Source organism: Halorussus salinus (assembly GCF_004765815.2).
Classification (GTDB): domain Archaea; phylum Halobacteriota; class Halobacteria; order Halobacteriales; family Haladaptataceae; genus Halorussus; species Halorussus salinus.
Genome location: NZ_ML974127.1, coordinates 1,164,324 through 1,185,601 on the forward strand (window position 1 = coordinate 1,164,324; position 21,278 = coordinate 1,185,601).

The following is a 21,278-nucleotide window of genomic DNA, read 5'->3' on the forward strand; positions in this document are numbered from 1 at the left end:
ACGAGGGTTGCGAGGCCCGGCAGTTACGCCTTCCGGTTTTTCGGGGGAAACGGCGGCGTTCCCGCCGACGAGTCGGGTTCGCGTCACGACCGTCGGCGAGAGAAATCGCGGCCTCCGACGACCGAGCGCACGGGGACCCGTCACGAAACCGATTGGAGTGACGGGACCGAGATTCGGCGTGCGAACTCGGGAGCCGACCGGACCCGACGTATCAACCTTTCATCCTGTTGGCCACAATTTTGATTACCCCTGCATTGAGCAAGTAAAGTAAACTATGACGACGTATCTGCTGTCTGTTACGAGGTTTTTTGCGTCATTAGTCGAGGGGAATAGCCAATGAGCGACGAACGGGACGCCGGGGGCGACGCCTCCGACGAGGAGTCACGGCGGGACCACGCGGACCGGGGCCGGGACGGGAGCGACCGACACGCGCGAGAAGACGATTCGGGAGTCGAAGGTGCGGACGACACTACAGACAGAACTGTGGGCGGGCCGGACGCCGACGGCGAACGCGACGCCGACGACTCCGACGCGGACGCCAACGGCGAGCGGGACGCCGACGAATCCAACGCGGACGCCGACGGCGATGCCGAGGAACCGGACGAGGGCGCGGGGTCCGATGCGGGCGACTCGGACCGCGACGCGGGGACCGACGACGACTCGGCCGAGGAGACGGACGCGGCCGACGATGCGGCTTCGGCCGTCGAAATCGAGGAGGCGGAGACCGACGACTCACCGACCGCGCCCGACGACGAGGACGTGGCCGACGATGCGGATTCCGACGCGGAATCGGGCGGTGGCGATGAGTCCGACCCCGACGACGAAAGTGCGGACTCCGACGACGAAGATTTACGACCCGAAGACGACACCGCCGCGGACGACGACGCAACCGACGACTTCGAAGACGGGAACGCCGAGGAGTCCGGAGACGACGAGGAGACGGACGACTCCGGAAGCGACGAGGACAGGGAAGACTCCGGAGACGACGAGAGTACAGAAGACTCAGAAGACGAGGAGAGCGCCGAGAACCCCGAAGACGACGAGTCCGAGGGACCGGGGGCACTCGAAATCAGCGACGAGAAACTCGCCAGCGCGGGGGTCACGGTCGGCGAGTACGACTGGGACGAGTTCAAAGGCGAGTTCTTCTACGAGGACGGGAGTCCCCCGACCAACTGGCGCGGGAAGGCCCGACCGTTCGAACCGGAGGAGTTCCTCGGACACGACCCGGCCGAAACCGGCGAGCGCGTCGAGGAGGGCGCGGAGACCGCCGCGGGCCTGAGCGCGTACTTCGAGGAGTACCTCGACCCCGAGCAGACGCCGGTCGCGCTCGGCGAGTACCTGTGGGAACACTTCCGCTACGAGTACTACTACGACGGCGAGGGGATGGCGCTCCCCCGCGACGAGGACGGCGAAGTCGTCCCCTTCGACCGGAGCGAGTGGCTCGGCCACGACGACTTCGGGGCCAGCGTCTTCGAGAGCGGGCTGGCGGTCACGGACCTGAGTTCGTCGTTCGAGGAGTGGCTCGACCCCGCGACGACGCCGGTCACGAAGGGCGAGTACTACTGGGAACACTTCAAGTACGAGTACTACTACACCGACACCGACGTTACCGCACCCGAGCGACCGCGCGACGACGAGGGGGACATCGACCGCTTCGAGAAAGACGAGTGGCTCGGCTTCCCCGAGGAGGACATCGAGGAACTCCTCGCGGAGGGCGCACACGACGCCCGGAAGCTCCTGCAAATCGAGGACGAGCGCACCCTCGACGTGCCCGAGGAGTTGGACGAGGACGCCTTCTTCTCGACGGTCGAGGGCCACACCACGCTGGTCAACCGCTACGACCTCGAAAAAGAGGTCGCGCTCCCGAAGAAACAGCACTTCCGGGAGCGGGACCGCTACTGGGTCAACAAACCCTACTCGTTCGTCGTCATCTTCCACTCGGCGAAGGAGAACGAGACCAAGTACTACCTCGTGGAACCGCACTGCACGCCCATCGAGGAGGACCTCAAGGAGTTCCTGACGAAGAAGCTCCGGTCCTCGATAAAGTACTCCAGCGACGACGTGGTGGTCGAAGCCGAGGAGCAAGAGCGCGCCGAGGTCATCGAGCGCGAGACCCTGCAATTGCTGGCGCGCTACGACCTCTACGCCGAGAACGACGGCGAGCGCGCCGAGCAGTTGGCGGACCTCCTCGACCGCTACGACGAGACCCGAGACGCCGTGAGGGCCTACGTCGAACGCCTCCGCGAGGAGACCGACGAGGCCATCGAGCCGGTCCGGGAGTTCGTAGAGGAGCGCCGCGAGCGACGCGCCGAGGCGGCCGACCGAGCGGACGACGGCGACGCGGAACTCGGAGACGCGGCGGACAGCGACCCGGAAGCGGTCGAGGGAGCCGAACCGGGGAGCGAGGACTCCTCGGCCGACGCCGATGCGGCGACCGACCCGGACGACGCGGCCGACGGCGAGGAGGTCGCCGCGGATGGCGGCGCGGTCGGCGACGACGCGAGCGCCGAGTCCGAAGTCGGGTCCGCCGAGTCCGAAGTCGAGTCCGCCGACGAACCGGACGCGCCCGCGCCGTGGCAACCCGACGAACCGGACCCCGCGACCGAGGTCTCTGCGACGGCCGACGAGGGCGATTTACCCGCGACGACCGACGACGAGGACCGGACCGAACCGCGCGTCCGCCTCGACGAGTACCTCGACCTCGACTTCGAGGCCGAGGGCACCCTGCGCGAGCAGTTGCGGGCCGCGGTCGAGGCCAAAATCGAGGAGCTACGGCCCGACGACGACGGTGGTCTCGACGGCATCATGGTCCGGCCCGAGCCGGTTCTCATCGAGGAGGACAGCGACGACCTCTCGGAGTATCAGGCCGAGAAGTTGCTCTACTACCTCCGGCGGGACTTCGTGGGCTACGAGCGCATCGACGGCATCAAGCACGACATCAACGTCGAAGACATCTCGTGTGACGGGTACAACGCGCCGGTCTTCGTCTACCACACCGACTACGAGCAGGTCATCACGAACGTCTACCACGGCAAAGGGGAACTGGACGACTTCGTGGTCAAGATGGCCCAGCGGTCCGGAAAGGGCATCAGCAAGCGTCAACCGCAGGTGGACGCCACCCTCCCGGACGGCTCGCGCGCACAGCTCACCCTCGGCCGCGAGGTCAGCGACCACGGGACCAACTACACCATCCGGCAGTTCAAGGACGTGCCGTTCACCCCGGTGGACCTCGTGAACTGGAACACCTTCTCGCTGGAGGAGATGGCGTTCATGTGGCTCGCCATCGAGAACCACAAGTCGCTCATCTTCGCCGGGGGTACCGCCTCCGGGAAGACGACGAGCCTCAACGCGGTGTCGCTGTTCATCCCGAGCAACACGAAAATCGTCTCCATCGAGGACACCCGCGAGGTCGAACTGCCACAGCGCAACTGGATTGCATCCGTCACCCGACCGTCGTTCAGCGACGACGACAAGGGCGACGTGGACGAGTTCGACCTACTGGAGGCCGCGCTCCGTCAACGCCCCGACTACATCGTGATGGGCGAGATTCGGGGCGAGGAGGGCCGCACGCTCTTCCAAGTCATGTCCACGGGTCACACGACCTACACCACGTTCCACGCCGACACAGTGGGCGAGGTGCTGAAGCGGTTCACGACCGAACCCATCAACGTCAGCAAGACGCTGTTCACCGCGCTCGATTTGGTCTCCATCCAGACCCAGACGCGGGTACAGGGGAGCAAGGTCCGGCGGAACAAGTCGCTGACCGAAATCAACGAGTACAGCGCCGAGAACGACGAGATAAACGTCCAAGACATCTTCCAGTGGCGCGCGGAGGACGACGAGTACATGCGCCTCTCGGGGTCGAACACGATGGACGAAATCATGTTCGACCGCGGATGGGACCGCGACAGACTGGAGAAAGAGATTCTGAAACGCCGGGTCATCCTCGCGTACCTCATCAAGAACGGCCTGAACGAGTACACGCAGGTCGCGGCCACCGTTCAAGCGTTCATCAACGACCCCGACACCATCCTGACGCTGGTGGCCAACGAGAAGTTAGAGGAGAGCCTGCAGGACCTCCGGGAGATGGAGAGCGTCCAGATAGACGTGGACCCCAAGAAAGAGGAGATGGTACCCCGGCCCGACCCGAGCGAGGACATCTACGAACTCGCCAAGGGCATCCTCGCGGAGGCCGAGGACCGCCTGCTGGACGACTACCGCGGGGCCGACGCCGACGTGGAGGGACTCGCGGTCGCGCTCGCGGAGTCGGCCGAACCGACCGACGCGCCCGCCGAAATCCGCCCCGATTCCGACGAGGGCGGCCCGCCCCGAGACGCCCCGCGAAGCGGCGATTCCACCGGCGAACCCGACACTCCCTTCGGCGGCGACCTGCTGGACTCGGAGCCGAGAGACGAGAGTCCGGTCGAGGACACCGAGTCGGTCGGCCCGGAAGACAGCGTCCGCAACGTCAACGACGCCGGAGAACTGGGCAACTTCCCCGACGTGTACGACGAGACCGAAGACGGGAGTGGCGACGACTTCGGTGAGGGTAGCGACCTCGGAGACGGTAGCGACCCCGGTGACGAGTTCGGTTCCGGGGACGGATTCGGCTCCGGCGAGGGACTCGACCCCGAGGAGTTCGCCGACGAAATCGTCGGCGGCGGGGACCCGGACGGCGACGACGCCGGTGACGACACTGATTCGTTCGGCGACTTCGAGGCGGCCTTCGACGCCGACTCCGACCGCGACGACGCGACCGAGGAGGACCCGACATGAGCCACGGGACCTCCGGTCCCGAGCGGTCGGCCGACTCGCTGGCGGACACGTTCTACCCCCTGTTCGAGTACCTCTTCGACGACGAGGGCGACTTCGTGGCCGACGTGGAGCGGAAGCTCGCCGAGGCCCGAATGCCCGATACCGTGGAACTGTACCTCTCGCGGGGACTCGCGGTCGGCGTCCTCTCGGGGGCGCTCCTCTGGTTGCTCGGGACGTTCGTCGGCTACGTCCTCTTTATGACGGGCGTCGTCGAAGTGGGGGTCCTCATCGGCGTGCCGGTGCCCAACGAGTTCGTCGCGTGGATAATCCGGACGTTCAAGATTCCCTCGCTGGTCGTCGCCAGCGGACTCGTCTTCGGCGCGATAGGCTTCGCCATCGGCTTCGGAATCGTCGTCGGCATCCCCTACATGCGGGCCAGCGAGCGCGAACGCGAGATAAACATGCTCCTGCCCGACGCCATCTCGTTTATGTACGCCCTCTCCATCGGCGGGCTGAACCAACTCGAAATCCTCGAAGCGATGGCGAAGGCCGACGACACCTACGGCGAGGTCGCCCGAGAGTTCCAGTCCATCGTCCAAGAGACCGAGTACTTCGACACCGACTACCGGACCGCCATCCAGAAACGGGCCTTGGAGACTCCGAGCGACGAACTCGCCCAGTTTCTGACCGACATGCTCTCCATCGTCAACTCCGGGGGCGACATGAGCGACTTCTTGGACGACAAGAAGGACAAGCACATGCGGACCGCCAAGCAGGAACAGGAGATGACCCTCGAAACGCTGGAACTGTTCGGCGAGATGTACATGACCCTCTCGCTGTTCCCCCTGCTTCTCATCATCATCCTCGTCATCATGTCGATGCTCGGGCAGGCCCAAGAGTCGATGCTCTACGCGACGGTCTACGGGCTGATTCCCCTGACGGGCGTCGGGTTCCTCGTGTTGGTCTCGACGGTCAAGCAGGACGACCCCGGCGACGGCTTCCTCAGTCCCTCGGACGGCGGTGACCGACTCGAAGCCGCGACCGGCGCGGGCCTGCTCCACCTCGGACTGATAGAGCGGTACGTCGGCGAGTTCTCGGTCTTCGACCGCATCAAGAGCCGCGAGGGCACCTACGAGACGGTCGAACTCCTCAAACAACCACACATTTTCTTCCGAGAACATCCCCTGTTCATCCTCGGGTTGACGGTCCCCGCGTCGCTCGTGCTGGTCGGCAACGCGGTCTGGTCCGGCGCGGCACCCCGGACGTTTCAGGAGATGGTCGCCCGGCCCATCTGGGGCACGTTCATCTACGTCTACGTCCCGGTGTACGTCAACTTCCTCCCGCTGGCCGTCTTCCACACGTGGAACGTCAGGTCCCGACAGGCCGTAATCAGCAAGCTCTCGGACAACCTCCGGAAGCTCTCGTCGGCCAACGACACCGGCCTCACCCTGCTGGAATCCATCCGAACCGTCGCCGACACCTCGACCGGAAAGCTCGCCGACGAGTTCGACGTGATTCACGCCAAGGTCGAGTACGGCATGAGTTTGAGAGCCGCGCTCATCGAGTTCAACAACCGGTATCACATCCCGCGGCTCGCTCGGACCGTGAAGCTGGTCTCGAAGGCACAGGAAGCGTCCAGCCAGATTACGGCCGTCCTCTCGACCGCCGCGCAGGCCAGCGAGAATCAGGACGACATCGCCCGCGAGCGCAAGTCCCGCTCGCGGATGCAGGTCGTCATCATCATCATGACCTACCTCACCCTGCTGGCGGTGATGGCCATCCTGAAGGTGAAGTTCCTCGACGTGATGGCCGGACTCGCCAGTCAGGCCTCCTCGGGCGGGAGCGGTGCTGGCTCGTCGCAGTTCGGCGGCGGCATCGACACCAACCTCCTGTCGATGCTGTTCTTCCACGCCGTGACCCTGCAAGCGATTCTGTCGGGGTTCATCGCGGGCTACATCCGGGACGCCTCGCTCATGTCCGGCGTGAAGTTCGCGGTCGTCCTGCCGACCGTCGCGCTGATAACCTTCGCGTTCATCTGACCATGCTCCGAGAAATCTCCGCTCCGGAAGACGGCCGACCGCCCGACGAGGGCGACCCCCGACCGGCCGACCGCAGGCACTCCTCGCGGGCACAGACCAGCATCGACTTCGTGGTCGGGATGAGCGTCTTCCTGCTGACCGTCGCGTTCGTCGTCGCGTTCCTGCCGGGCGTCTTCGAGCCGTTCACCGCGACCGGGTCGGGCGACGTGCTGGCGGCCGACCGGACTGCGGGCCTGCTGGCCGAGCAGGTGCTGGCCGACCCGGCGAGTCCCGGCGTGTTCGACCCGGCGTGTACCGCCGAGTTCTTCGACGCCGCGGGCGATGGCGCGGCCGGAGTCGCGGGGTGTCAGTACACCACCGACGCCGCCAATTTGGACGCCGCACTCGGACTCGGCCCGGCGACGGCGGTCAACGTCACGATAGAGAACGACGGGGGCGTCCGGTCCCGAGGAGGCGTCGCACTCGCGGCGGGACCGGCCCCGCCGGAGTCCGAGAGCGTGGTCGTCGCCCGCCGAGTCGTCCTGCTGGGCGGCGACGACGTGGACCTCTACGTGAGGGTGTGGTAGCGTGTCGGGCGACGCTCCTCGCGACCGGTCTGGCTCTCGGGGCCGCGAGCGAGCACGCTCTCGCGGCCGCGGGCAAGTCCACACCCTCGAAGCGTTCACGGCCGCGCTACTGGTCGTCTCGGGCGTGCTGTTCGCGCTACAGGCGACCGCGGTCACGCCGCTGACCGCCAGCACGTCGAACCAACACATCGAGAATCAGCACCGGACCGCGGCCGCCGACGTGCTGTCGGCCGCGGCCGAGAACGGGACGCTCCGACCCGCGGTGACGTTCTGGAACCCGGCCGAGTCGGCGTTCGTCGGGGCTGGCGGCCGAGGGTTCTACGCCAACGGCGGGCCGCCCAACGCCTTCGGGGCCGCGCTGAACGACACGTTCGGCGACCTCTCGACCGGCGGGCGGCGCATCGCGTACAACGTCGAAGTCACGTACCGGACGGCGGACAACGGAACGCGAAAGCAGACGATGGTCTACATGGGGTCGCCCAGCGACAACGCGGCGACTGCGACCCGAACCGTCGCCCTCGCCGACGACGCGTCGCTCTCGGGCGCGAGCGGCACCGTCTCGTCGGCGAGCTTCTACGCGCCCGACGCCGCGCCCAACGCGAGTTTCTACAACGTCATGGAGGTGCGCATCGTCGTATGGCAGATGTGAGGCATCGAAACGGCAGTCGGTCCGGCGGCGGGGACCGCGGCGGGACCGCCGACCGCTCGGGCGACCGCGGCCAACTCATCCTCGTGACCGGTCTCGCGGTCGCGGTGACGCTGGTCGCGCTGGTCCTGCTGTTGAACACGGTCATCTACACGCAGAACCTCGCCACCCGAGGAGCCGAAATCGAAGACGACGCCGCGGTCTCGTTCCGACAGGAGGCCGTCGCGGGCGTCGGCGAGGTCGTGGACGCCGAGAACCGTGCCGAGTACACCACCCGAGCCGAAGTCGAGGAGAACGTCACCGCGGGGGTCGCGCGCTACGACAGGCTGGCGTCGAGCTACCACGCCAGTCGCGGGACCATCGCGCAGGTCGATACCGAGACGCTGGCGCTGACCGAGGGGCGACTCCTCCGACAGACGAACTCCTCGCGGAACTTCACGAGCGCGAGCGCGGCGAGCGGTTGGACGCTCGTCGAGGACGCCGGAGCGGGCGGGACGGCGGGCGTACGCGGGTTCACGCTGACGGTGAACCGCGACGACCTGAGCGACGCGAAGACCGGGGCGTTCGCGGTCCGCGTCGAGGAGGGCGGCGACCAGTGGCTGGCCCGCGTCTACGACGACGGCGGGGCCATCACCGTCGCGGTAAAGAACGCCAGCGAGACGACCGCCGACCCGGTCTGCTCGGTGACGGCGGCCTCGGCGACCGTGGACCTCACCTCGGGGACGGTCGGGGGAACGCGGTGTCCGGCCCTCGACTGGGCGAAGGGGGTCGCCGCGCCCTACGACGTGCGCTTCGATAACGCGGACGACGCGACCGGGACCTACGAGGTCACGGTGGACACGTCGGCGGCCGCGACGGCGGTTCAGACCGGGAACTTCGCCGGACCGGGAGCTTCGTCGTCGCCGCGGTGGGCACCCGCGGTGTACGCCGCCGCGTTCGAGATTCACTTCGAGACGCCGAACGTCGCGTTCCACACGACCGTCCGGGCCGCACCGGGTGAGCCGCGATGACGCCCCGAGAGTCGGGCGCGCGGCGGTTCGGCGACGACACCCGGAGCGTCTCGATTACGGTCAACTACGCGCTCAACCTCGTCGTGGCGACGCTGCTCGTCGGTGGGGTGTTGACCGCGACGGGCGGGATGGTCCAAGACCGACGGGAGTCTGCGGTCCGGACCGAACTCTCGGTCGTCGGCGAGCGCGTCGCCGCGGACCTGATGGCCGCCGACAGGCTGGCCGAGGTCGGCACCGCCGGACCGGGCACCGACCCGACGGTCTCGCTGTCGGTGACGCTCCCCGAGCGCGTCGGCGGGACGCGCTACGACGTGTCGATTCGGACCTCGCCCGCCGTGATTGTCCTCCAGTCCGACACGCCCGAGGTGACGGTCCGGGTCGGGTTCCACCACGACACGCCGGTCGAGGAGACCACGGTCCGCGGCGGGGACCTCCGAATCGAGTTGGCGGGCGACGGCGACGTGGAGGTGGTCCCGGCGTGACGGGGCGGTCCGGCGGGAGCGGGACGCTCGACCGACGCGGCGTCAGCGAGACCATCGGTTTCGTCTTCGTGTTCGCCTTGGTGACGGCCTCGGTCGGCGTGGTCTACACGACGGGCATCGGCGGTCTCGAAGACGCCCGCGAGGACGAGCAGTTGACCAACGCGGTCCGGGCGTTCGACGTGCTGGACGACAACGTCGGGGACCTGACCCGCGAGGGCGCGCCGAGTCGCGCGACCGAACTCAAACTCTCGGACGCGACGCTCGGGTTCGGCGACCCGGTGACCGTCGAAGTACGGGTCAACCACACCGCCACGGACGCCAACGCGACGTACTCGGCGACGACCCGGCCGCTGGTCTACTCCGGCGCGGCGGGCGACGTGGTGTACTCGGCGGGCGCGACGTTCCGCGTGGACGACGGCGCGGCCGCGATGCGCACCGAACCCGGCCTACTGGTGGACGACCGGCGCTCGATGGTGCCCCTACTGGTGACGTACCCGCGCACGGATTCGGGCGGCATCGGGGGCTCCTCGACGGTCCTGTTGGTCGCCTACCGCCAGTCGCAGGGACTCGACGGCACCTTCGACACGGGTCCCGACGCGGCCGACGAAGCGCGGGTCAACGTGACGGTGGATTCGCCCCGCGCCGCGGCGTGGGGCCGCTACCTCGAGGAGACCGGCATGACGGCCGTCGATGGCGACGCCAGCGACGGCGAGGTGACCTACCAGTTCCGGACCGACCACCTGCTGGTCTCCGAGACTGTCGTGGAGTTCGACCTGAAGGGCTGAGGCGGTGTCTGGGCGTCGGGTTATCTCTCTCGATAGAAAAGCAGTGGCCTCCTCACGCGCTCGTCACGTTCACGCGACTGACGCTGATGTGGAGGTAGGTCAGCCGCGGGACGTTGCTCCCCGCGCCGACTACGGGGTCTACCGACCGGAGCGCCCTGTCGAAGTGAATCGACCCGCCAGCCTGCAACAAGGTGTTGCCGCCCCCGACGACGCCGCCGAACAGTTCCGACTGGGTGCGGACCGTAATCGACCCCGTCTGGCTGTCGGTGCCCGGCGCGTAGATTAGCCCGACGAACTTCGCGTGGTCGTCGAGTTTCACGTCGAGACCCGGCTTGGCGTACACTCGGAACGTCGGCGAGTCGTGCGTCGTCGTGTCGCCGACTTCGCCGCCGATTACGTGGAACTTCGAGCCGGAGGTGTAGAGTTTCACCATCCCGCCGTCGGGGTCAGCCACCTCGACGGTCGCGTCGGTCCACACCACGTCGTCGTCCACGACGAGCGTGATGTCGCCGCCCGAGTTGTCCAACACCAGCGTCTGGGACGAATCGAGGTTCTCGTTATCGAGGTAGTACGCGCCCGAGGGTAGAGTGAGCGTCGATTCAGATTGGTTCCACTCCTCGCCGTCGATGGCGGTCACGGCGTCGTTGTCGTTGTTCGAGGGCTTGCTGTACGTCGAGACTTTCCCCGTTACCATGTCGCCGATGGGTGTGATGTCCGGAACCGTGCCGTTGTTGGCTTGCCACCCGGAGACCGAGCTACAGTCGCTTCCGGGCGGGCCACCGTTGCAGTCGATGGTGCCGCCGTAGGAGACGTTCCCGTGGACCGTGACGCCGCCGCCGAACTCGACCGTACCGCCGCCCGTCCGCAGGTCGCCGTAGATTTCCGCACCGCCGGTGAGTTCGACGCTCCCTTTCGTGACGATGGTGCCCTTGTATGGCGGCGACGGACTGCCGGGGTACGGGCCGTCCGAGGAGTTGTAGCTGTCGGTGAACGACGACCCGCCAGCGCCCTTGATGGTCATCTGGTCGGGGGTGGTTCCGGCCAGCGCGTTCGTGACGTTGCGGGTCCGAGTCGGGACGACCAGCGTGATGAACACCCGGTCGTCGTCGTGGTCGTAGGAGACGCGCCCGCCGGTCCGTTGCTCGAAGAACCGGCCCCACGCCTCGTAGTACTCGCTCCGGACGGTGACGTTGACCTCGCCGTTTTCGAGGGGGTTCCGGAAGTCGTCGGTACCGGGCTTGGGGAACTTCGATTCGGTGGGACCGTCGCGAGTCACGCGGACCGTCCCGTCCAACGAGTCGGTGCCATTGACCGTGACCAGCGGGAGCGTCAGCGTCGTCCCCCGGTAGTGAAACTCCGGCGGCGAGACCATCGTACTCCCGCCCTCCGTGCGCTTCCAGACGCCGCCGCCCTGATAGGCGATGTCGGTGTCGCCGTTCGCGTAGGTTATCGCGCCGAGCGTCTGGTTCATCACGACGTATTCGGTCGTGCCGTCGGTCCGGTTGACGACTCGGACGCGCATCCACCCGCTTCGGTTCTCGACGGCGACGCTATCGACGCCGAGTGAGGTTCGCTGGACGGGCGACGAACCGATGCCGACCAGACTCGCCTTCGAGTCGAGTTGCGTCATCGCGTTCTCCGCGCTGTCTATCTCCGAGGCCTGCTTCGAGTCGTTCAGCGCCGACGACCCGAACGACACGATGAGGCCCGTCCCGACGATAGTGATAGCGAGCAGAAGTATCACACTCAGTACTTCGGACTGACCACGGAGGCCTCCAACTGTCGCTCTCTCTCGTGTGCCCCCTGATTCGAACCCTCGCCGACCGGTCATATCCGCCCCATCGAACCACTGTGTTATAAACCAACTTGCCACCTCTCGGGAAATATTCACTAGTGCGTTGACTCGACCGGACGAACGACGGTCCGGAGGCCACAAGCGATTCCCTCGTGGCGACCGTGCTTCGACCGTGCCCAAACTCTCGACCGTCGTCATGCTCGTCGGCGTGGGACTGTTCGTCCTCCCGATTCCCGGTACGTTCATCCTCGGCGGACTCGTGATGTTCGTCGGCATCCTGTTGTATCTAGTCCGCGGACGTTGAACGGCGGGCGTCGAACGGTAGTCATTCGGACCGCGGAACCGGCCGCCGATTCGGTCGTTTTCCGGGGTTGCTGGCCCCGTCTCGGCCGCTGGCTTCGGGGCGTCCTCCGGCGGTTCGACCCACCGGAAACTCTTTGTACGACGCCCACTGATAACGGATAGCAACCAGAATGAGTATGTCGAGAAAGAACATCGACCCTGTGGAAATCGAATCTACCTCCGAAAACGGCGACCCTAACTCTACCTACGTCTTCGACATCAGCCAGCACATGCTCGACGGCGAAGTGTGCACAGGTGTCGCGCTCGCACTCTCGGAGGTGGTCGAGCGCGACCCCGCACAGATGACGCCTCTCAGCTCGGTCGTGGACTGCGACGCGCTCCAGTTGTTCTTCCGAACGCGCCGGTACGGCGACCTCCGGGACGACGTGTCGGTGTCGTTTCCCTACGACGTGTACGAGGTCACGGTCCATTCGAGCGGTCGCATCCTCGTGACGGGCTAACTCGACGCTTCGACCGACTCCGATTCGCCCCTGTTCGCGTTTTCCGACTGGTCGCGCGGCGATAGACCTACGTTCCTTCGACAGGTGTGCTATCGTATGGCAACCACGTCGAGCGGGTTCGACTGGCGGGTCGCCGCGCTCGTCGTCGTCCTCGTCGGTGCTGGCGCGCTCCAAGTCGTCGTCGCGGCGGGGGTGGGCGACGAGGACGCCCAACTCGTCGTCATCGGGACCGCGAGCATCGTCATGCTACTGGCACTCGGTGTCGTGATGCTCCTCGTTCGGAGTCGGACGTATCTCGACTGAACGCGCCGTTCGACCGGGCGAGCGCCAACAGGGCCGAGCGCCAACAATGATGTGACCGGCGCGCGTACCCTCGCGAAATGCGGGACCTCCTCGGGCCGACCTCCCTGAACCTCGCGGCGCTCGCGGTCGTCGCGGCGCTCCTCGGGATTGCGCACTTTTCGTCGCCCTCGCCGCTAGTTCGCTACGGCGCGTGGCTGGCCGCGTTCGCGGTCTGGATGGCGTGGTTCGTCGTCGTCGCGCGCGAATGGATTTCGCGGGCGGACTTCTGAGGCTTTCACAGGCGTACTTCTGAAACGGAGTCCGTCGAACCCCGCGCGAGGAGCCCCGACCGGCGAGCGAATCCAGCGTGGCGTTGCCACGCACGATGCAACCTTTTAAAAGCGTGGGACACTTATTCTGGTTGTGAGTGAAAATTCTGGGCGACGGAACCTCCGCATGCCCGACGACTCCGAACAGTTCGCTATCGTAACCGAGATGCTCGGCAAGAACCGCGTACGCCTGCGCTGTAACGACGGCGTAGAGCGCATGGGCCGGATTCCGGGCCGGATGCGAAAGCGAATCTGGATTCGACGCGACGACATCGTGCTGTGCGAACCGTGGGACTGGCAGGACGAGAAAGCCGACATTGAGTGGCGCTACGACGGGTCCGCGCAGGACCAACTGCGGCGCGAAGGCCACATCAACGTCTAATATCGCTGTTTCCTCGGTCAGTCATCTTCCGACCGACTAGCCTCGGTAGTCGGTCGAGAGTCGGTAGTCAGTCCCGAATTGGTAGTCAGTCCCGAGTTACTGCTCGTGCGCGTCGTCGGTTTCGATTTTCGGAAACTTGATGAATCCGTCGCGAAAGGTCGGCGTATGGGAGACGACGTTATCGAAGCGGTTCTCGACGGTGACGAGAGCGTGAGCGACCTCGACGACGAGGAGATCGACGCGATGCTGGACGAGATCGAGGACACCGTCGAGCGCATCGACTCGACCATCGAGTCGCTGAGCCAACAGCGACAGGCGCTACAGGAGAGGGCCGAAGAGTTGCGGACGTTTCAAATGCGGCGCGAACTGTTCCCCGAAGACGCAATCGAGAACCTCAGCGAACTCGCTTCGACACTACAGGCGGCGCGCGAGTCCGAGGGTCTCGACTCCTCGAATAGAGACGAACAGTAGCCAGTGACCGTGTGGACGCTGATACGGAGGGAGGAACGAAAGCGGCGAGAGAATGGGAGTGAACTCGTCGGGACCGAGCAAACGCGGTTCGTTTGCGAGGGTCGAGGAGTCCGCGACTGTCAGGAGTGGACGCAGTGAACGGAAGGAAGGAGTGGACTCGTCGGGATTTGAACCCGAGGCCTTCCCCGTGCCAGGGGGATGATCTACCGCTGATCTACGAGCCCTCGAACGCATTTCTTCGTTGGCCGGGGTTACTGATAAACCTCTCGGATTCTGTCTACCAACGCGACGAGGTGACGCGGGACGGTGAGGATGCAGTACTGCGATTCCTCCGTCGATATCGTTCGCCCCGACAGTAGGGGACTCCTTTTCCGACGAGGGAAACGACGAGAAGCTAGCGTCAAGCTTGAGCAAAGGAGTCTACAGCACCGAAACCGCCCCGCACCGCGACGGCCACCTCCTCCCCAACCGATTGCGTTGCTCGTCTCCGCTTCGCTCCGACCTGCGCTACTCATCCCTCGCGCGGCTTGGCGCGACACGAGGTCGCGCCAGCGCGCGCCGAGTCAAATTAAAGACGTGTCACAATCAACGGACCGATGACAAAACTCAGTGTCGGAGGCGGAAGCGACAACGACTTAAAGTGCCCTCGGTAATTCACTGGATACGGGAACAGCACAGCCGCAAATCTGACTCGCCGTGGGCTTCCACGGCTCGGGATTGCGGACGTGCGCCGCGTCAGACCGACGCAATTGCACGCCTACCTCACAAATCGGCGATAGCGGCCTGTGCAGTTCCAATCAGAAACTATGGCACGAATGCACACCCGCCGCCGCGGCTCGTCGGACTCCGACAAGCCCGTGGCAGACGACCCGCCGGAGTGGAGCGACGTAGACGAAGACGCAATCGAGGAGCGCGTTGTCGAACTGGCAGAACAGGGCCACAGCCCGAGCCAGATCGGCCTGAAGCTTCGCGACGAGGGCGTGAAGGGCACGCCCATCCCCGACGTGAAGCTGGCGACCGGCAAGAAGGTCACCGAGATTCTCGACGAGAACGACGCCGACGACGACCTGCCGGAAGACCTCTACAACCTGCTCGAACGGGCCGTCCGTCTCCGCGAACATATGGACGAGAACCCGCAGGACGCCCAGAACAAGCGCGCGCTCCAGAACACCCAATCGAAGGTCCGCCGTCTCGTGGACTACTACCGCGGCGACGAACTCGACGCCGACTTCAAGTACTCCTACGAGAACGCCAAGGAACTCCTCGAATAGATGTCCACCTCGGGTCGAAGCGGAACCGACGGGCCAGCGTCGTCGGCCAGCGACGCGGCCGCCCGAGTGCGCGAGGCCGACTTCGTTCGAGTCCTCGCGCGCGCCGACGGCGACTGTCTGGCGGCCGCCGGACTCCTCGCTCGCGCCTGCGCCGACCGCGCGACGCCGTACCAAGTTCGGGTCGGGCGATTCGGCGAGACGCTGGCCGACGCGGACGCCGCTGGCTCCGACCGCGACGACTCCGCCGACGGCGATTCGACCGCCGACGCGACCGACGACTCCGGCGACACCACGCTCGCAATCGGTCTCGACCCCGCGGCCGACGTTCACCTGTCGGCCGACGAGACCCCGGCGAGCGTGACCGCCTTCGACGCCGCCGAGCAACTGGGCGCGACCCCGAACGCCGTGCTGGCGCTCGCGGGAGTCCTCGCCGCGGGTCGTCCCGCAGGCGCGGGCGAGAGCGCACACCTCCTCGAACGCGCCCGCGAGGCCGGTCTCTCGCGCCGACCCGGCGTCGGCGTGCCGACCGACGACCTCGTGGACGGCCTCGCCCACTCGACGCTCGCACACGCCGACTACTCGGGCGACAGCGAGGCCGTGCAGGCTACGCTGGCCGAACTCGGTCTCCCGGCCGAACTCGGCGACGAGGCCCATCGGGCGGTCTCCTCGGAGTTCGCGCTCGCAGTCACGGGAGCCGAGGGCGCGACCGACCGCGCCGCGGAGTCGGTCGAGCGCGCACTTCGACCGCACGCGATTCCGGGCGACGAGTCCGGTGGTGCCTCCGACGAGGAGTCCCCGGACGCGCTCGCGCCCTTCGCCACGGTCGAAGGCTACGCCGACGTGCTGGAGGCGGTCGCGCGCGAGCGACCGGGCGCTGGCGTCGCGCTGGCGCTCGGCCACGACGCGCGCGCCGACGCCCTCGACGCGTGGCGCGACCACGCCGAGCGCGCCCACACGGTCCTGCGCGAGGCCACGACCGGCCGATACGACGGCCTGTTCGCGCTCCGCACGGACGACGCGCCCGTCGAGACGGTCGCCCGTCTCCTGCGGGACTTCCGGTCGCCGGAGCCAGTCGCGCTCGTCGTGACCGACTCGGAGGCCGCCGCCGCGGCAGTCTCCGAGTCGGCCGTCGGCGCGGCGATGGCCGAGGCCGCACGGTCGGTCGGCGGCGCGGGCGGCGGCACGCCAGCCCGCGGCTACGCACGCTTCGACCCCGAGACGGACGCCAAGGAGTTTCTCGCCGCCTTCCGGGAGGCCAGCCCATGAGTAGTCGCTCCGATTCGGAGGCGTCGGCCGAGCGCGCGGACGACGAGTCCGCCGGTCGCTCGGCGACGATTCGGACCGAACTCGACGCCGCCGACATCGTGGCAGCGTCGGTTCGCCCGGACAACACGCCCGAAATCGACACGCGCGTCGAGGAGTTCGACGGCACCGACGGCGTCGGCGACGGCGTGGTCGTCACCGCCATCGAGCGCGAGACGACCGGCGGCCTCCGGACGACGGTGGACGATTACGTGGTGAACCTCGCGGTGGCGCGGCAGGTCGTACAGGCAGGCAACCGATTCGCAGACAAGCAGTCAGACACAACTCAATCATGAGCGAACGATCCGTATCCAAGCAGAAGCAGGAAAAACGGTGGTACACCATCCACGCTCCCCAGCAGTTCGACCGACAGGAGCTCGGTGGCACCCCCGCAGACGAACCGGACAAAGTTCTCGGTCGCAACATCGAGACGACGCTGGGCGAGCTGAAAGGCGACGCCAGCGAGAACAACACCAAGCTCACGTTCAAGATCAACGACGTGGGGAGCGACTCGGCGTACACCGAGTTCATCAAGCACGAGTTGACCCGCGACTACCTGCGGAGCCTCGTGCGCCGCGGTGCCTCGAAGGTCGAGGCGTACATCACGGTCCTGACGACCGACGACTACCGCGTCCAGATTCAGCCCGTCGCGTTCACGACCAAGGACGCCGACGCGAGCCAAGAGCAGGCCATCCGCCGGACGATGATCGACATCGTCGAGGAGGCCGGGAAGGACCGCACCTTCGAGGACCTCATCGACAGCGTGGTCGAGGGTCGGCTCTCCTCGGCCATCTACGGCGAGGCCAAGACCATCTACCCGCTCCGCCGCGTCGAGATTCAGAAGGCGACGCTGGAAGCCCGTCCCGAGGAGGTCGCCGCCGAAGAGGAGACCTCCGTGGACGTGGACGAAGAAGAAGTCGAAGTCTGAGCGCGGGACTTCGGGCAGAACCAGATTTTTCGTTTTTACTGCGTTCGACAGTCCCTACTCCGTCACCACGACCTTCCCGACCATCCCGGTCGGTTCGTGAGGGATGCAGTAGTAGTGGTACTCGCCGGGAATCTCGAAGGTCCGCTCGTAGGTCCCACCGGGGCTGATGTGGCCCTCGAATCCGCTCTGCCAGCCGTCGATGGCGGCCTCCTCGGTCTCGAAGCCGCCCGAGGCGAAGTACTCGGCACCGTCGGGATACTGGCCTTGGTAGGCCGTGACGGTGTGTCGCCGGTTGCCCGTGTTCGCCCAGACGACGGTCTCGCCCGCGGCGATTTCGACCACTTCGGGCCGGAAAAACGCCGACCCCATGCCCACGTCGTAGTCGCTCGGCGCGTCGGTCCCGCCCCCGAGCGCGGTGCATCCGGCCAAACCGACGGCAGTGACGCTCGCGGCCCCGGCGAGGAAGGTTCGGCGGTCCATACCCGTGGCTCGGGCTTCGAGCGATTTAGGTCATGCGGAACCCGCCCCAGAGCGTCCGGCGAGCAGTCGGGGCGACGACGGACGCGACTCGAACCTGTCCGCCGAGCGAGAGTCGGCCGGATATAAAGACGTATCAACGGCGGTCGCACACCCGACACGTATGGAACCCCGGTTCGTCGGTCGGCTCGGCGTCGCCGACGCGGTGACGGTCGCCAACGCCGCGCTCGGCTTCCTCGCGGCGGTCGCCGCGACTGTCGAGCCGGAACTGGCCGCCAGACTGGTGTTGCTCGCCGCGGTCGCCGACGGTCTCGACGGCGTTGTCGCCCGGAAGTTAGGAAGTACGCCCGCGGGCGAGTATCTGGACTCGCTGGCCGACGTGGCCTCGTTCGGCGTCGCACCGGCCGTGCTGGTGTTCGTCGTCGCGCGCGGTCGCTGGACGCTCTCGGAACCCTCCGCGGTGACGATTGCAGTCTTCTCCGTGCCCGCGCTGTTCGTGGCGATGGCAGTCGTCCGATTGGGGCTGTACACGGCCTACGACGTGGGCAACGGCCACACCGAGGGCGTGCCGAGTACGCTCGCGGCGACGATTCTCGCCGCCAGCGTGCTGGCTGGCGTCGAGGAGGCCCCGGTTCTCCTCGCGGCGACGGGTGCGTTCGCCTACCTGATGGTGACGCGCGTGACCTACCCCGACCTGTTCGCCCGCGACGCGCTGGCGATGGGCGGGTTGCAGGCGCTGGCCATCCTCGTCCCGGCCGCGTTCGGTCGGGCGTTCCCCCGATTGCTTCTGGGGGCCGCGCTGGCGTACTTGCTCCTCGGGCCGCGGTTCTACTGGCGGGAGGCCGCTCCCGAGGAGCCAGTCGCCGAAACGTCCGCTCCCGAGAAGTCCACTTCCGAGAACTCCGGCACCGAGCGGTCCACCGCCGACGAAGCCACGCTCGACGAATCTACGCCCGACGAACCGGACGTGCGCGAGGTCGAGGGCCGAGAGGTCGGCGACCCGCGAGGGTGAAGGGAAACGCTCTTGAAGTGTACGCACCGAGTTTTGCACATATGAGTCCGGTAAGCCTTGCGGGGTGGGAAGAATGAGCGACGAGGAAGAGGCCGACGAGACCGAAACCGAGGAGACGCCGGAAGCCGACGAAGAGGCCGAAGAAGAATCGGCCGAGGAGACGGAACTCGACACGACGCCGCTCTCCGAGGAGGAAATCGAAGCGGAACTCGACGCCGCCGAGGAGGAACTCGACGCCGCCGAGACCGAGGCCGACTTAGACGACGTGGAGGCCCACTTGGACGACATCGAGGGTCACGTCGAGGAGGCCGACCTCCCGGAACCAGACGACGAGGACGACGAGGGTCCCCGCGAGGCGTTCGAGGACCGCCTCGCGGACCTCCGGAGCGAACTCGAAGCCCAGCGCGGCCCCTACGCCGAGGATGTCGTGGAGGACGTGAGCGCGACCGGGACCACCGTCGAGGAGACCGAGTGGACCGACGACGGCCGCGAGGAGTTGGCCGAAGTGGTCGAGGCGTTCGTCGCGGACATCGAGGAGATTCTGGGCGTCTCCATCGCCGCGCCCATCTCGACCGACATCGAAGACCTCGCCGGAGCCATCGAGGACGCCGCGGTCGAAATCGGCGAGGCCGGACTCGACCCCGACGAGGACGCCGAAACCATCGCGGAACTGCAGGACGCCGCGTCGGACCTCGAAGGCGGCGTGGACGCCGCCGAGGAGTGGGACGACCTCGAAACCCGCGAGCAGATGCAGGCCCACGGCTACTACGACGTTCTCGACCACCGCAAGGACTACCCGCCGGAGTGGCACGCCCTCAAAGTCTGGGAGAAGCGCGGCCGCGCCGACATGGTTCTGCTCGCGCTGGACAACTTCCAGTCGAACTTCATGGAGGAACACTGCAAGGAGACGCTGGTCCGGATGGGCCACCCCGACTCGCTGGAGAAGATGACGGAACTCGCCCAGCGCCGCGACGAGTTCGCCATCGAGACCATCGGGAAAATCGGCGACGAGGAGGGCCTCGACGCCGTGCTGGACTACGTGGATTCGGACCCCGGTCTCGCCGTCCCCGCCCTCAAGGCGGTCGGCGAAATCGGGAGCGACGAGGCGACCCAAGACGTGGCCGACCAACTCGCGTCCGACGAGTCCCAGATCAGGAGTCAGGCCGCCCGCGCGCTCGGTCTCATCGGCGACACGCGCGCCATCGAACCGCTGGCCGACCTGCTGGAGGACGACGAGGCCGACGAGGTTCGCGCCAGCGCGGCGTGGGCGCTCAACCAGATCGGTACCGAGCGCGCGCTCGAAGCGGTCCGGCCCTACGCCGACGACCGGGCGTACCTCGTGCAGGCCGAAGCCGAGAAGGCGGCCGACAGCGAGACCCGGCCCGCGGCGTGACGGCCGAGTAACGGCCGATTACCGCCGCTTCCGTAATACGACGAACACGCGCGGTCGTTTCAGTACGACGTTACCGATTCGATTCTCGGATTACACACACCATAACAAAGCGACGGCTATTCGTCGTAATACGTACGCGAATCATGGCGTACGAACCGCAAACGGTCGGACGGTGCCCCAACTGCGGCGAAGCGATAACTCGCGACTACCTCCTCATCGAGTACGAGTCCGACGGCCGCCCCGCCCGCTTCGCGGAGTGTCCCGACTGCCGGGACGTGGTTCACCCCTCAGGCGAGTAGCGCCGCGACGAACTGCGCGGTGAACGCGACGATGAGGAGGAACGCGCCGACGCGACCGATCCACGTGTGTTCGGTCACCTCCATCGGCGAGATGTCCACGCTGTAGTCGTTGTACTCCTCGCTGTACTCGACGTAGCTCGGCAGTTGGAAGAACTCGAAGAAGACCAACGCCGCCCCGAGCGCCCCGACTGCGTTACCCGCGAGTTCGAGTGCCAGCACCAAGTCCACCATATTCACACCGGCGAACCTAT

At 66.6% G+C, this 21,278-nt stretch carries 23 protein-coding genes and 1 tRNA gene; 20 read left to right on the top strand and 4 right to left on the bottom strand.

The window, feature by feature from the left end; genetic code table 11:
• The first annotated feature begins 336 nt into the window (after positions 1–336).
• The 7 genes from EPL00_RS24150 to EPL00_RS05985 are packed head-to-tail and all read left to right on the top strand — an operon-like array spanning position 337 to position 10,283.
• Entirely contained in the window at positions 337–4,776 is a 4,440-nt protein-coding gene (locus tag EPL00_RS24150) for an ATPase, T2SS/T4P/T4SS family (RefSeq protein WP_368407930.1), read from the top strand.
• Positions 4,773–6,794: a type II secretion system F family protein gene (locus tag EPL00_RS05960; RefSeq protein WP_135851370.1), complete on the top strand. Its 2,022-nt coding sequence runs from the start codon at positions 4,773–4,775 to the stop codon at positions 6,792–6,794. The genes EPL00_RS24150 and EPL00_RS05960 overlap by 4 nt, the downstream gene beginning before the upstream one ends.
• Before the next feature lie 2 nt (positions 6,795–6,796).
• The gene (locus tag EPL00_RS05965) at positions 6,797–7,360 is read left to right on the top strand and encodes a DUF7287 family protein (RefSeq protein ID WP_135851369.1); all 564 of its coding nucleotides are present in this window, start codon (positions 6,797–6,799) and stop codon (positions 7,358–7,360) included.
• A gap of 1 nt (position 7,361) precedes the next feature.
• On the top strand, positions 7,362–8,009 hold the full coding sequence (locus EPL00_RS05970) for a DUF7288 family protein (RefSeq protein WP_238398132.1): 648 nt from the start codon (positions 7,362–7,364) through the stop codon (positions 8,007–8,009).
• Positions 7,997–9,016, top strand: a complete 1,020-nt coding sequence (locus EPL00_RS05975) for a DUF7261 family protein (protein ID WP_135851368.1) — start codon at positions 7,997–7,999, stop codon at positions 9,014–9,016. The genes EPL00_RS05970 and EPL00_RS05975 overlap by 13 nt, the downstream gene beginning before the upstream one ends.
• Positions 9,013–9,498, top strand: a complete 486-nt coding sequence (locus EPL00_RS05980) for a DUF7266 family protein (protein WP_135851367.1) — start codon at positions 9,013–9,015, stop codon at positions 9,496–9,498. The genes EPL00_RS05975 and EPL00_RS05980 overlap by 4 nt, the downstream gene beginning before the upstream one ends.
• Positions 9,495–10,283 (top strand): DUF7289 family protein, encoded by a 789-nt coding sequence (locus tag EPL00_RS05985; RefSeq protein WP_135851366.1) that lies wholly within the window; start codon positions 9,495–9,497, stop codon positions 10,281–10,283. The genes EPL00_RS05980 and EPL00_RS05985 overlap by 4 nt, the downstream gene beginning before the upstream one ends.
• A 52-nt stretch (positions 10,284–10,335) precedes the next feature.
• Here the strand turns inward: EPL00_RS05985 and EPL00_RS05990 are convergent, their stop codons facing one another.
• Positions 10,336–12,276: a DUF7289 family protein gene (locus EPL00_RS05990; RefSeq protein WP_368407931.1), complete on the bottom strand. Its 1,941-nt coding sequence runs from the start codon at positions 12,274–12,276 to the stop codon at positions 10,336–10,338.
• Between EPL00_RS05990 and EPL00_RS24000 the strand changes: the two genes are divergently transcribed.
• The 6 genes from EPL00_RS24000 (at position 12,251) to EPL00_RS06015 (ending at position 14,345) form a co-directional block, all read left to right on the top strand.
• Positions 12,251–12,382 (top strand): hypothetical protein, encoded by a 132-nt coding sequence (locus EPL00_RS24000; RefSeq protein ID WP_274380985.1) that lies wholly within the window; start codon positions 12,251–12,253, stop codon positions 12,380–12,382. The genes EPL00_RS05990 and EPL00_RS24000 overlap by 26 nt on opposite strands.
• A 169-nt stretch (positions 12,383–12,551) precedes the next feature.
• On the top strand, positions 12,552–12,881 hold the full coding sequence (locus tag EPL00_RS05995; protein ID WP_135851364.1) for a HalOD1 output domain-containing protein: 330 nt from the start codon (positions 12,552–12,554) through the stop codon (positions 12,879–12,881).
• A gap of 96 nt (positions 12,882–12,977) precedes the next feature.
• Entirely contained in the window at positions 12,978–13,184 is a 207-nt protein-coding gene (locus EPL00_RS06000) for a hypothetical protein (RefSeq protein WP_135851363.1), read from the top strand.
• Between the two features lie 77 nt (positions 13,185–13,261).
• A complete protein-coding gene (locus EPL00_RS06005; protein ID WP_135851362.1) occupies positions 13,262–13,453 on the top strand; it encodes a hypothetical protein in 192 nt (63 codons plus the stop codon).
• A gap of 133 nt (positions 13,454–13,586) precedes the next feature.
• Positions 13,587–13,874 carry a translation initiation factor eIF-1A gene (gene eif1A, locus EPL00_RS06010; protein WP_135851361.1) on the top strand — a complete coding sequence of 96 codons (288 nt, stop codon included), beginning with the start codon at positions 13,587–13,589 and terminating at the stop codon, positions 13,872–13,874.
• A gap of 165 nt (positions 13,875–14,039) precedes the next feature.
• Positions 14,040–14,345 carry a hypothetical protein gene (locus EPL00_RS06015; protein WP_135851360.1) on the top strand — a complete coding sequence of 102 codons (306 nt, stop codon included), beginning with the start codon at positions 14,040–14,042 and terminating at the stop codon, positions 14,343–14,345.
• 152 nt (positions 14,346–14,497) lie between these two features.
• Here EPL00_RS06015 and EPL00_RS06020 read toward each other — a convergent pair.
• Positions 14,498–14,569 (bottom strand) — tRNA-Ala (locus EPL00_RS06020).
• 582 nt (positions 14,570–15,151) lie between these two features.
• On the opposite strand from EPL00_RS06020, the gene EPL00_RS06025 reads away from it, so the two are divergent.
• From EPL00_RS06025 to EPL00_RS06040, 4 genes are read left to right on the top strand one after another with little or no spacing between them, the layout of a single operon-like run.
• A complete protein-coding gene (locus EPL00_RS06025; protein ID WP_135851359.1) occupies positions 15,152–15,616 on the top strand; it encodes a 30S ribosomal protein S15 in 465 nt (154 codons plus the stop codon).
• Positions 15,617–16,882, top strand: a complete 1,266-nt coding sequence (locus EPL00_RS06030) for an exonuclease RecJ (protein WP_135851358.1) — start codon at positions 15,617–15,619, stop codon at positions 16,880–16,882.
• Positions 16,879–17,214, top strand: coding sequence for a KEOPS complex subunit Pcc1 (locus EPL00_RS06035; protein WP_135851357.1), 336 nt, complete (start codon positions 16,879–16,881; stop codon positions 17,212–17,214). Before EPL00_RS06030 ends, EPL00_RS06035 begins: the two co-directional genes overlap by 4 nt.
• On the top strand, positions 17,211–17,846 hold the full coding sequence (locus EPL00_RS06040; RefSeq protein ID WP_135851356.1) for a 30S ribosomal protein S3ae: 636 nt from the start codon (positions 17,211–17,213) through the stop codon (positions 17,844–17,846). Before EPL00_RS06035 ends, EPL00_RS06040 begins: the two co-directional genes overlap by 4 nt.
• 54 nt (positions 17,847–17,900) lie before the next feature.
• Here the strand turns inward: EPL00_RS06040 and EPL00_RS06045 are convergent, their stop codons facing one another.
• A complete protein-coding gene (locus EPL00_RS06045) occupies positions 17,901–18,326 on the bottom strand; it encodes a cupredoxin domain-containing protein (protein ID WP_135851355.1) in 426 nt (141 codons plus the stop codon).
• Between the two features lie 160 nt (positions 18,327–18,486).
• On the opposite strand from EPL00_RS06045, the gene EPL00_RS06050 reads away from it, so the two are divergent.
• The 3 genes from EPL00_RS06050 to EPL00_RS23460 all read left to right on the top strand — a co-directional run bounded on the left by EPL00_RS06050 (position 18,487) and on the right by EPL00_RS23460 (position 21,027).
• Entirely contained in the window at positions 18,487–19,335 is an 849-nt protein-coding gene (locus EPL00_RS06050; RefSeq protein WP_135851354.1) for a protein sorting system archaetidylserine synthase, read from the top strand.
• Positions 19,336–19,408: 73 nt separating this feature from the next.
• The gene (locus tag EPL00_RS06055) at positions 19,409–20,728 is read left to right on the top strand and encodes a HEAT repeat domain-containing protein (RefSeq protein ID WP_135851353.1); all 1,320 of its coding nucleotides are present in this window, start codon (positions 19,409–19,411) and stop codon (positions 20,726–20,728) included.
• A 143-nt stretch (positions 20,729–20,871) separates the two neighbouring features.
• Entirely contained in the window at positions 20,872–21,027 is a 156-nt protein-coding gene (locus EPL00_RS23460) for a DUF7837 family putative zinc-binding protein (RefSeq protein WP_202932547.1), read from the top strand.
• Here the strand turns inward: EPL00_RS23460 and EPL00_RS06060 are convergent.
• A complete protein-coding gene (locus EPL00_RS06060) occupies positions 21,016–21,258 on the bottom strand; it encodes a hypothetical protein (RefSeq protein ID WP_135851352.1) in 243 nt (80 codons plus the stop codon). The genes EPL00_RS23460 and EPL00_RS06060 overlap by 12 nt on opposite strands.
• Positions 21,259–21,278 lie beyond the last annotated feature (20 nt).

Bases quoted from the DNA above. Each gene is read 5' to 3' on its own strand.
- EPL00_RS06015 (WP_135851360.1), top strand. From the start codon at position 14,040: ATGGGAGACGACGTTATCGAAGCGGTTCTCGACGGTGACGAGAGCGTG.
- EPL00_RS06000 (WP_135851363.1), top strand. From the start codon at position 12,978: ATGGCAACCACGTCGAGCGGGTTCGACTGGCGGGTCGCCGCGCTCGTC.
- EPL00_RS06040 (WP_135851356.1), top strand. From the start codon at position 17,211: ATGAGCGAACGATCCGTATCCAAGCAGAAGCAGGAAAAACGGTGGTAC.
- EPL00_RS06060 (WP_135851352.1), bottom strand. From the start codon at position 21,258: ATGGTGGACTTGGTGCTGGCACTCGAACTCGCGGGTAACGCAGTCGGG.
- EPL00_RS05960 (WP_135851370.1), top strand. From the start codon at position 4,773: ATGAGCCACGGGACCTCCGGTCCCGAGCGGTCGGCCGACTCGCTGGCG.
- EPL00_RS23460 (WP_202932547.1), top strand. From the start codon at position 20,872: ATGGCGTACGAACCGCAAACGGTCGGACGGTGCCCCAACTGCGGCGAA.
- EPL00_RS06045 (WP_135851355.1), bottom strand. From the start codon at position 18,326: ATGGACCGCCGAACCTTCCTCGCCGGGGCCGCGAGCGTCACTGCCGTC.
- EPL00_RS05995 (WP_135851364.1), top strand. From the start codon at position 12,552: ATGAGTATGTCGAGAAAGAACATCGACCCTGTGGAAATCGAATCTACC.
- EPL00_RS05975 (WP_135851368.1), top strand. From the start codon at position 7,997: ATGGCAGATGTGAGGCATCGAAACGGCAGTCGGTCCGGCGGCGGGGAC.
- EPL00_RS06055 (WP_135851353.1), top strand. From the start codon at position 19,409: ATGAGCGACGAGGAAGAGGCCGACGAGACCGAAACCGAGGAGACGCCG.
- EPL00_RS06025 (WP_135851359.1), top strand. From the start codon at position 15,152: ATGGCACGAATGCACACCCGCCGCCGCGGCTCGTCGGACTCCGACAAG.
- EPL00_RS06050 (WP_135851354.1), top strand. From the start codon at position 18,487: ATGGAACCCCGGTTCGTCGGTCGGCTCGGCGTCGCCGACGCGGTGACG.
- EPL00_RS05965 (WP_135851369.1), top strand. From the start codon at position 6,797: ATGCTCCGAGAAATCTCCGCTCCGGAAGACGGCCGACCGCCCGACGAG.
- EPL00_RS05990 (WP_368407931.1), bottom strand. From the start codon at position 12,276: ATGACGACGGTCGAGAGTTTGGGCACGGTCGAAGCACGGTCGCCACGA.
- EPL00_RS24150 (WP_368407930.1), top strand. From the start codon at position 337: ATGAGCGACGAACGGGACGCCGGGGGCGACGCCTCCGACGAGGAGTCA.
- EPL00_RS06005 (WP_135851362.1), top strand. From the start codon at position 13,262: ATGCGGGACCTCCTCGGGCCGACCTCCCTGAACCTCGCGGCGCTCGCG.
- EPL00_RS05980 (WP_135851367.1), top strand. From the start codon at position 9,013: ATGACGCCCCGAGAGTCGGGCGCGCGGCGGTTCGGCGACGACACCCGG.
- EPL00_RS06035 (WP_135851357.1), top strand. From the start codon at position 16,879: ATGAGTAGTCGCTCCGATTCGGAGGCGTCGGCCGAGCGCGCGGACGAC.
- EPL00_RS06030 (WP_135851358.1), top strand. From the start codon at position 15,617: ATGTCCACCTCGGGTCGAAGCGGAACCGACGGGCCAGCGTCGTCGGCC.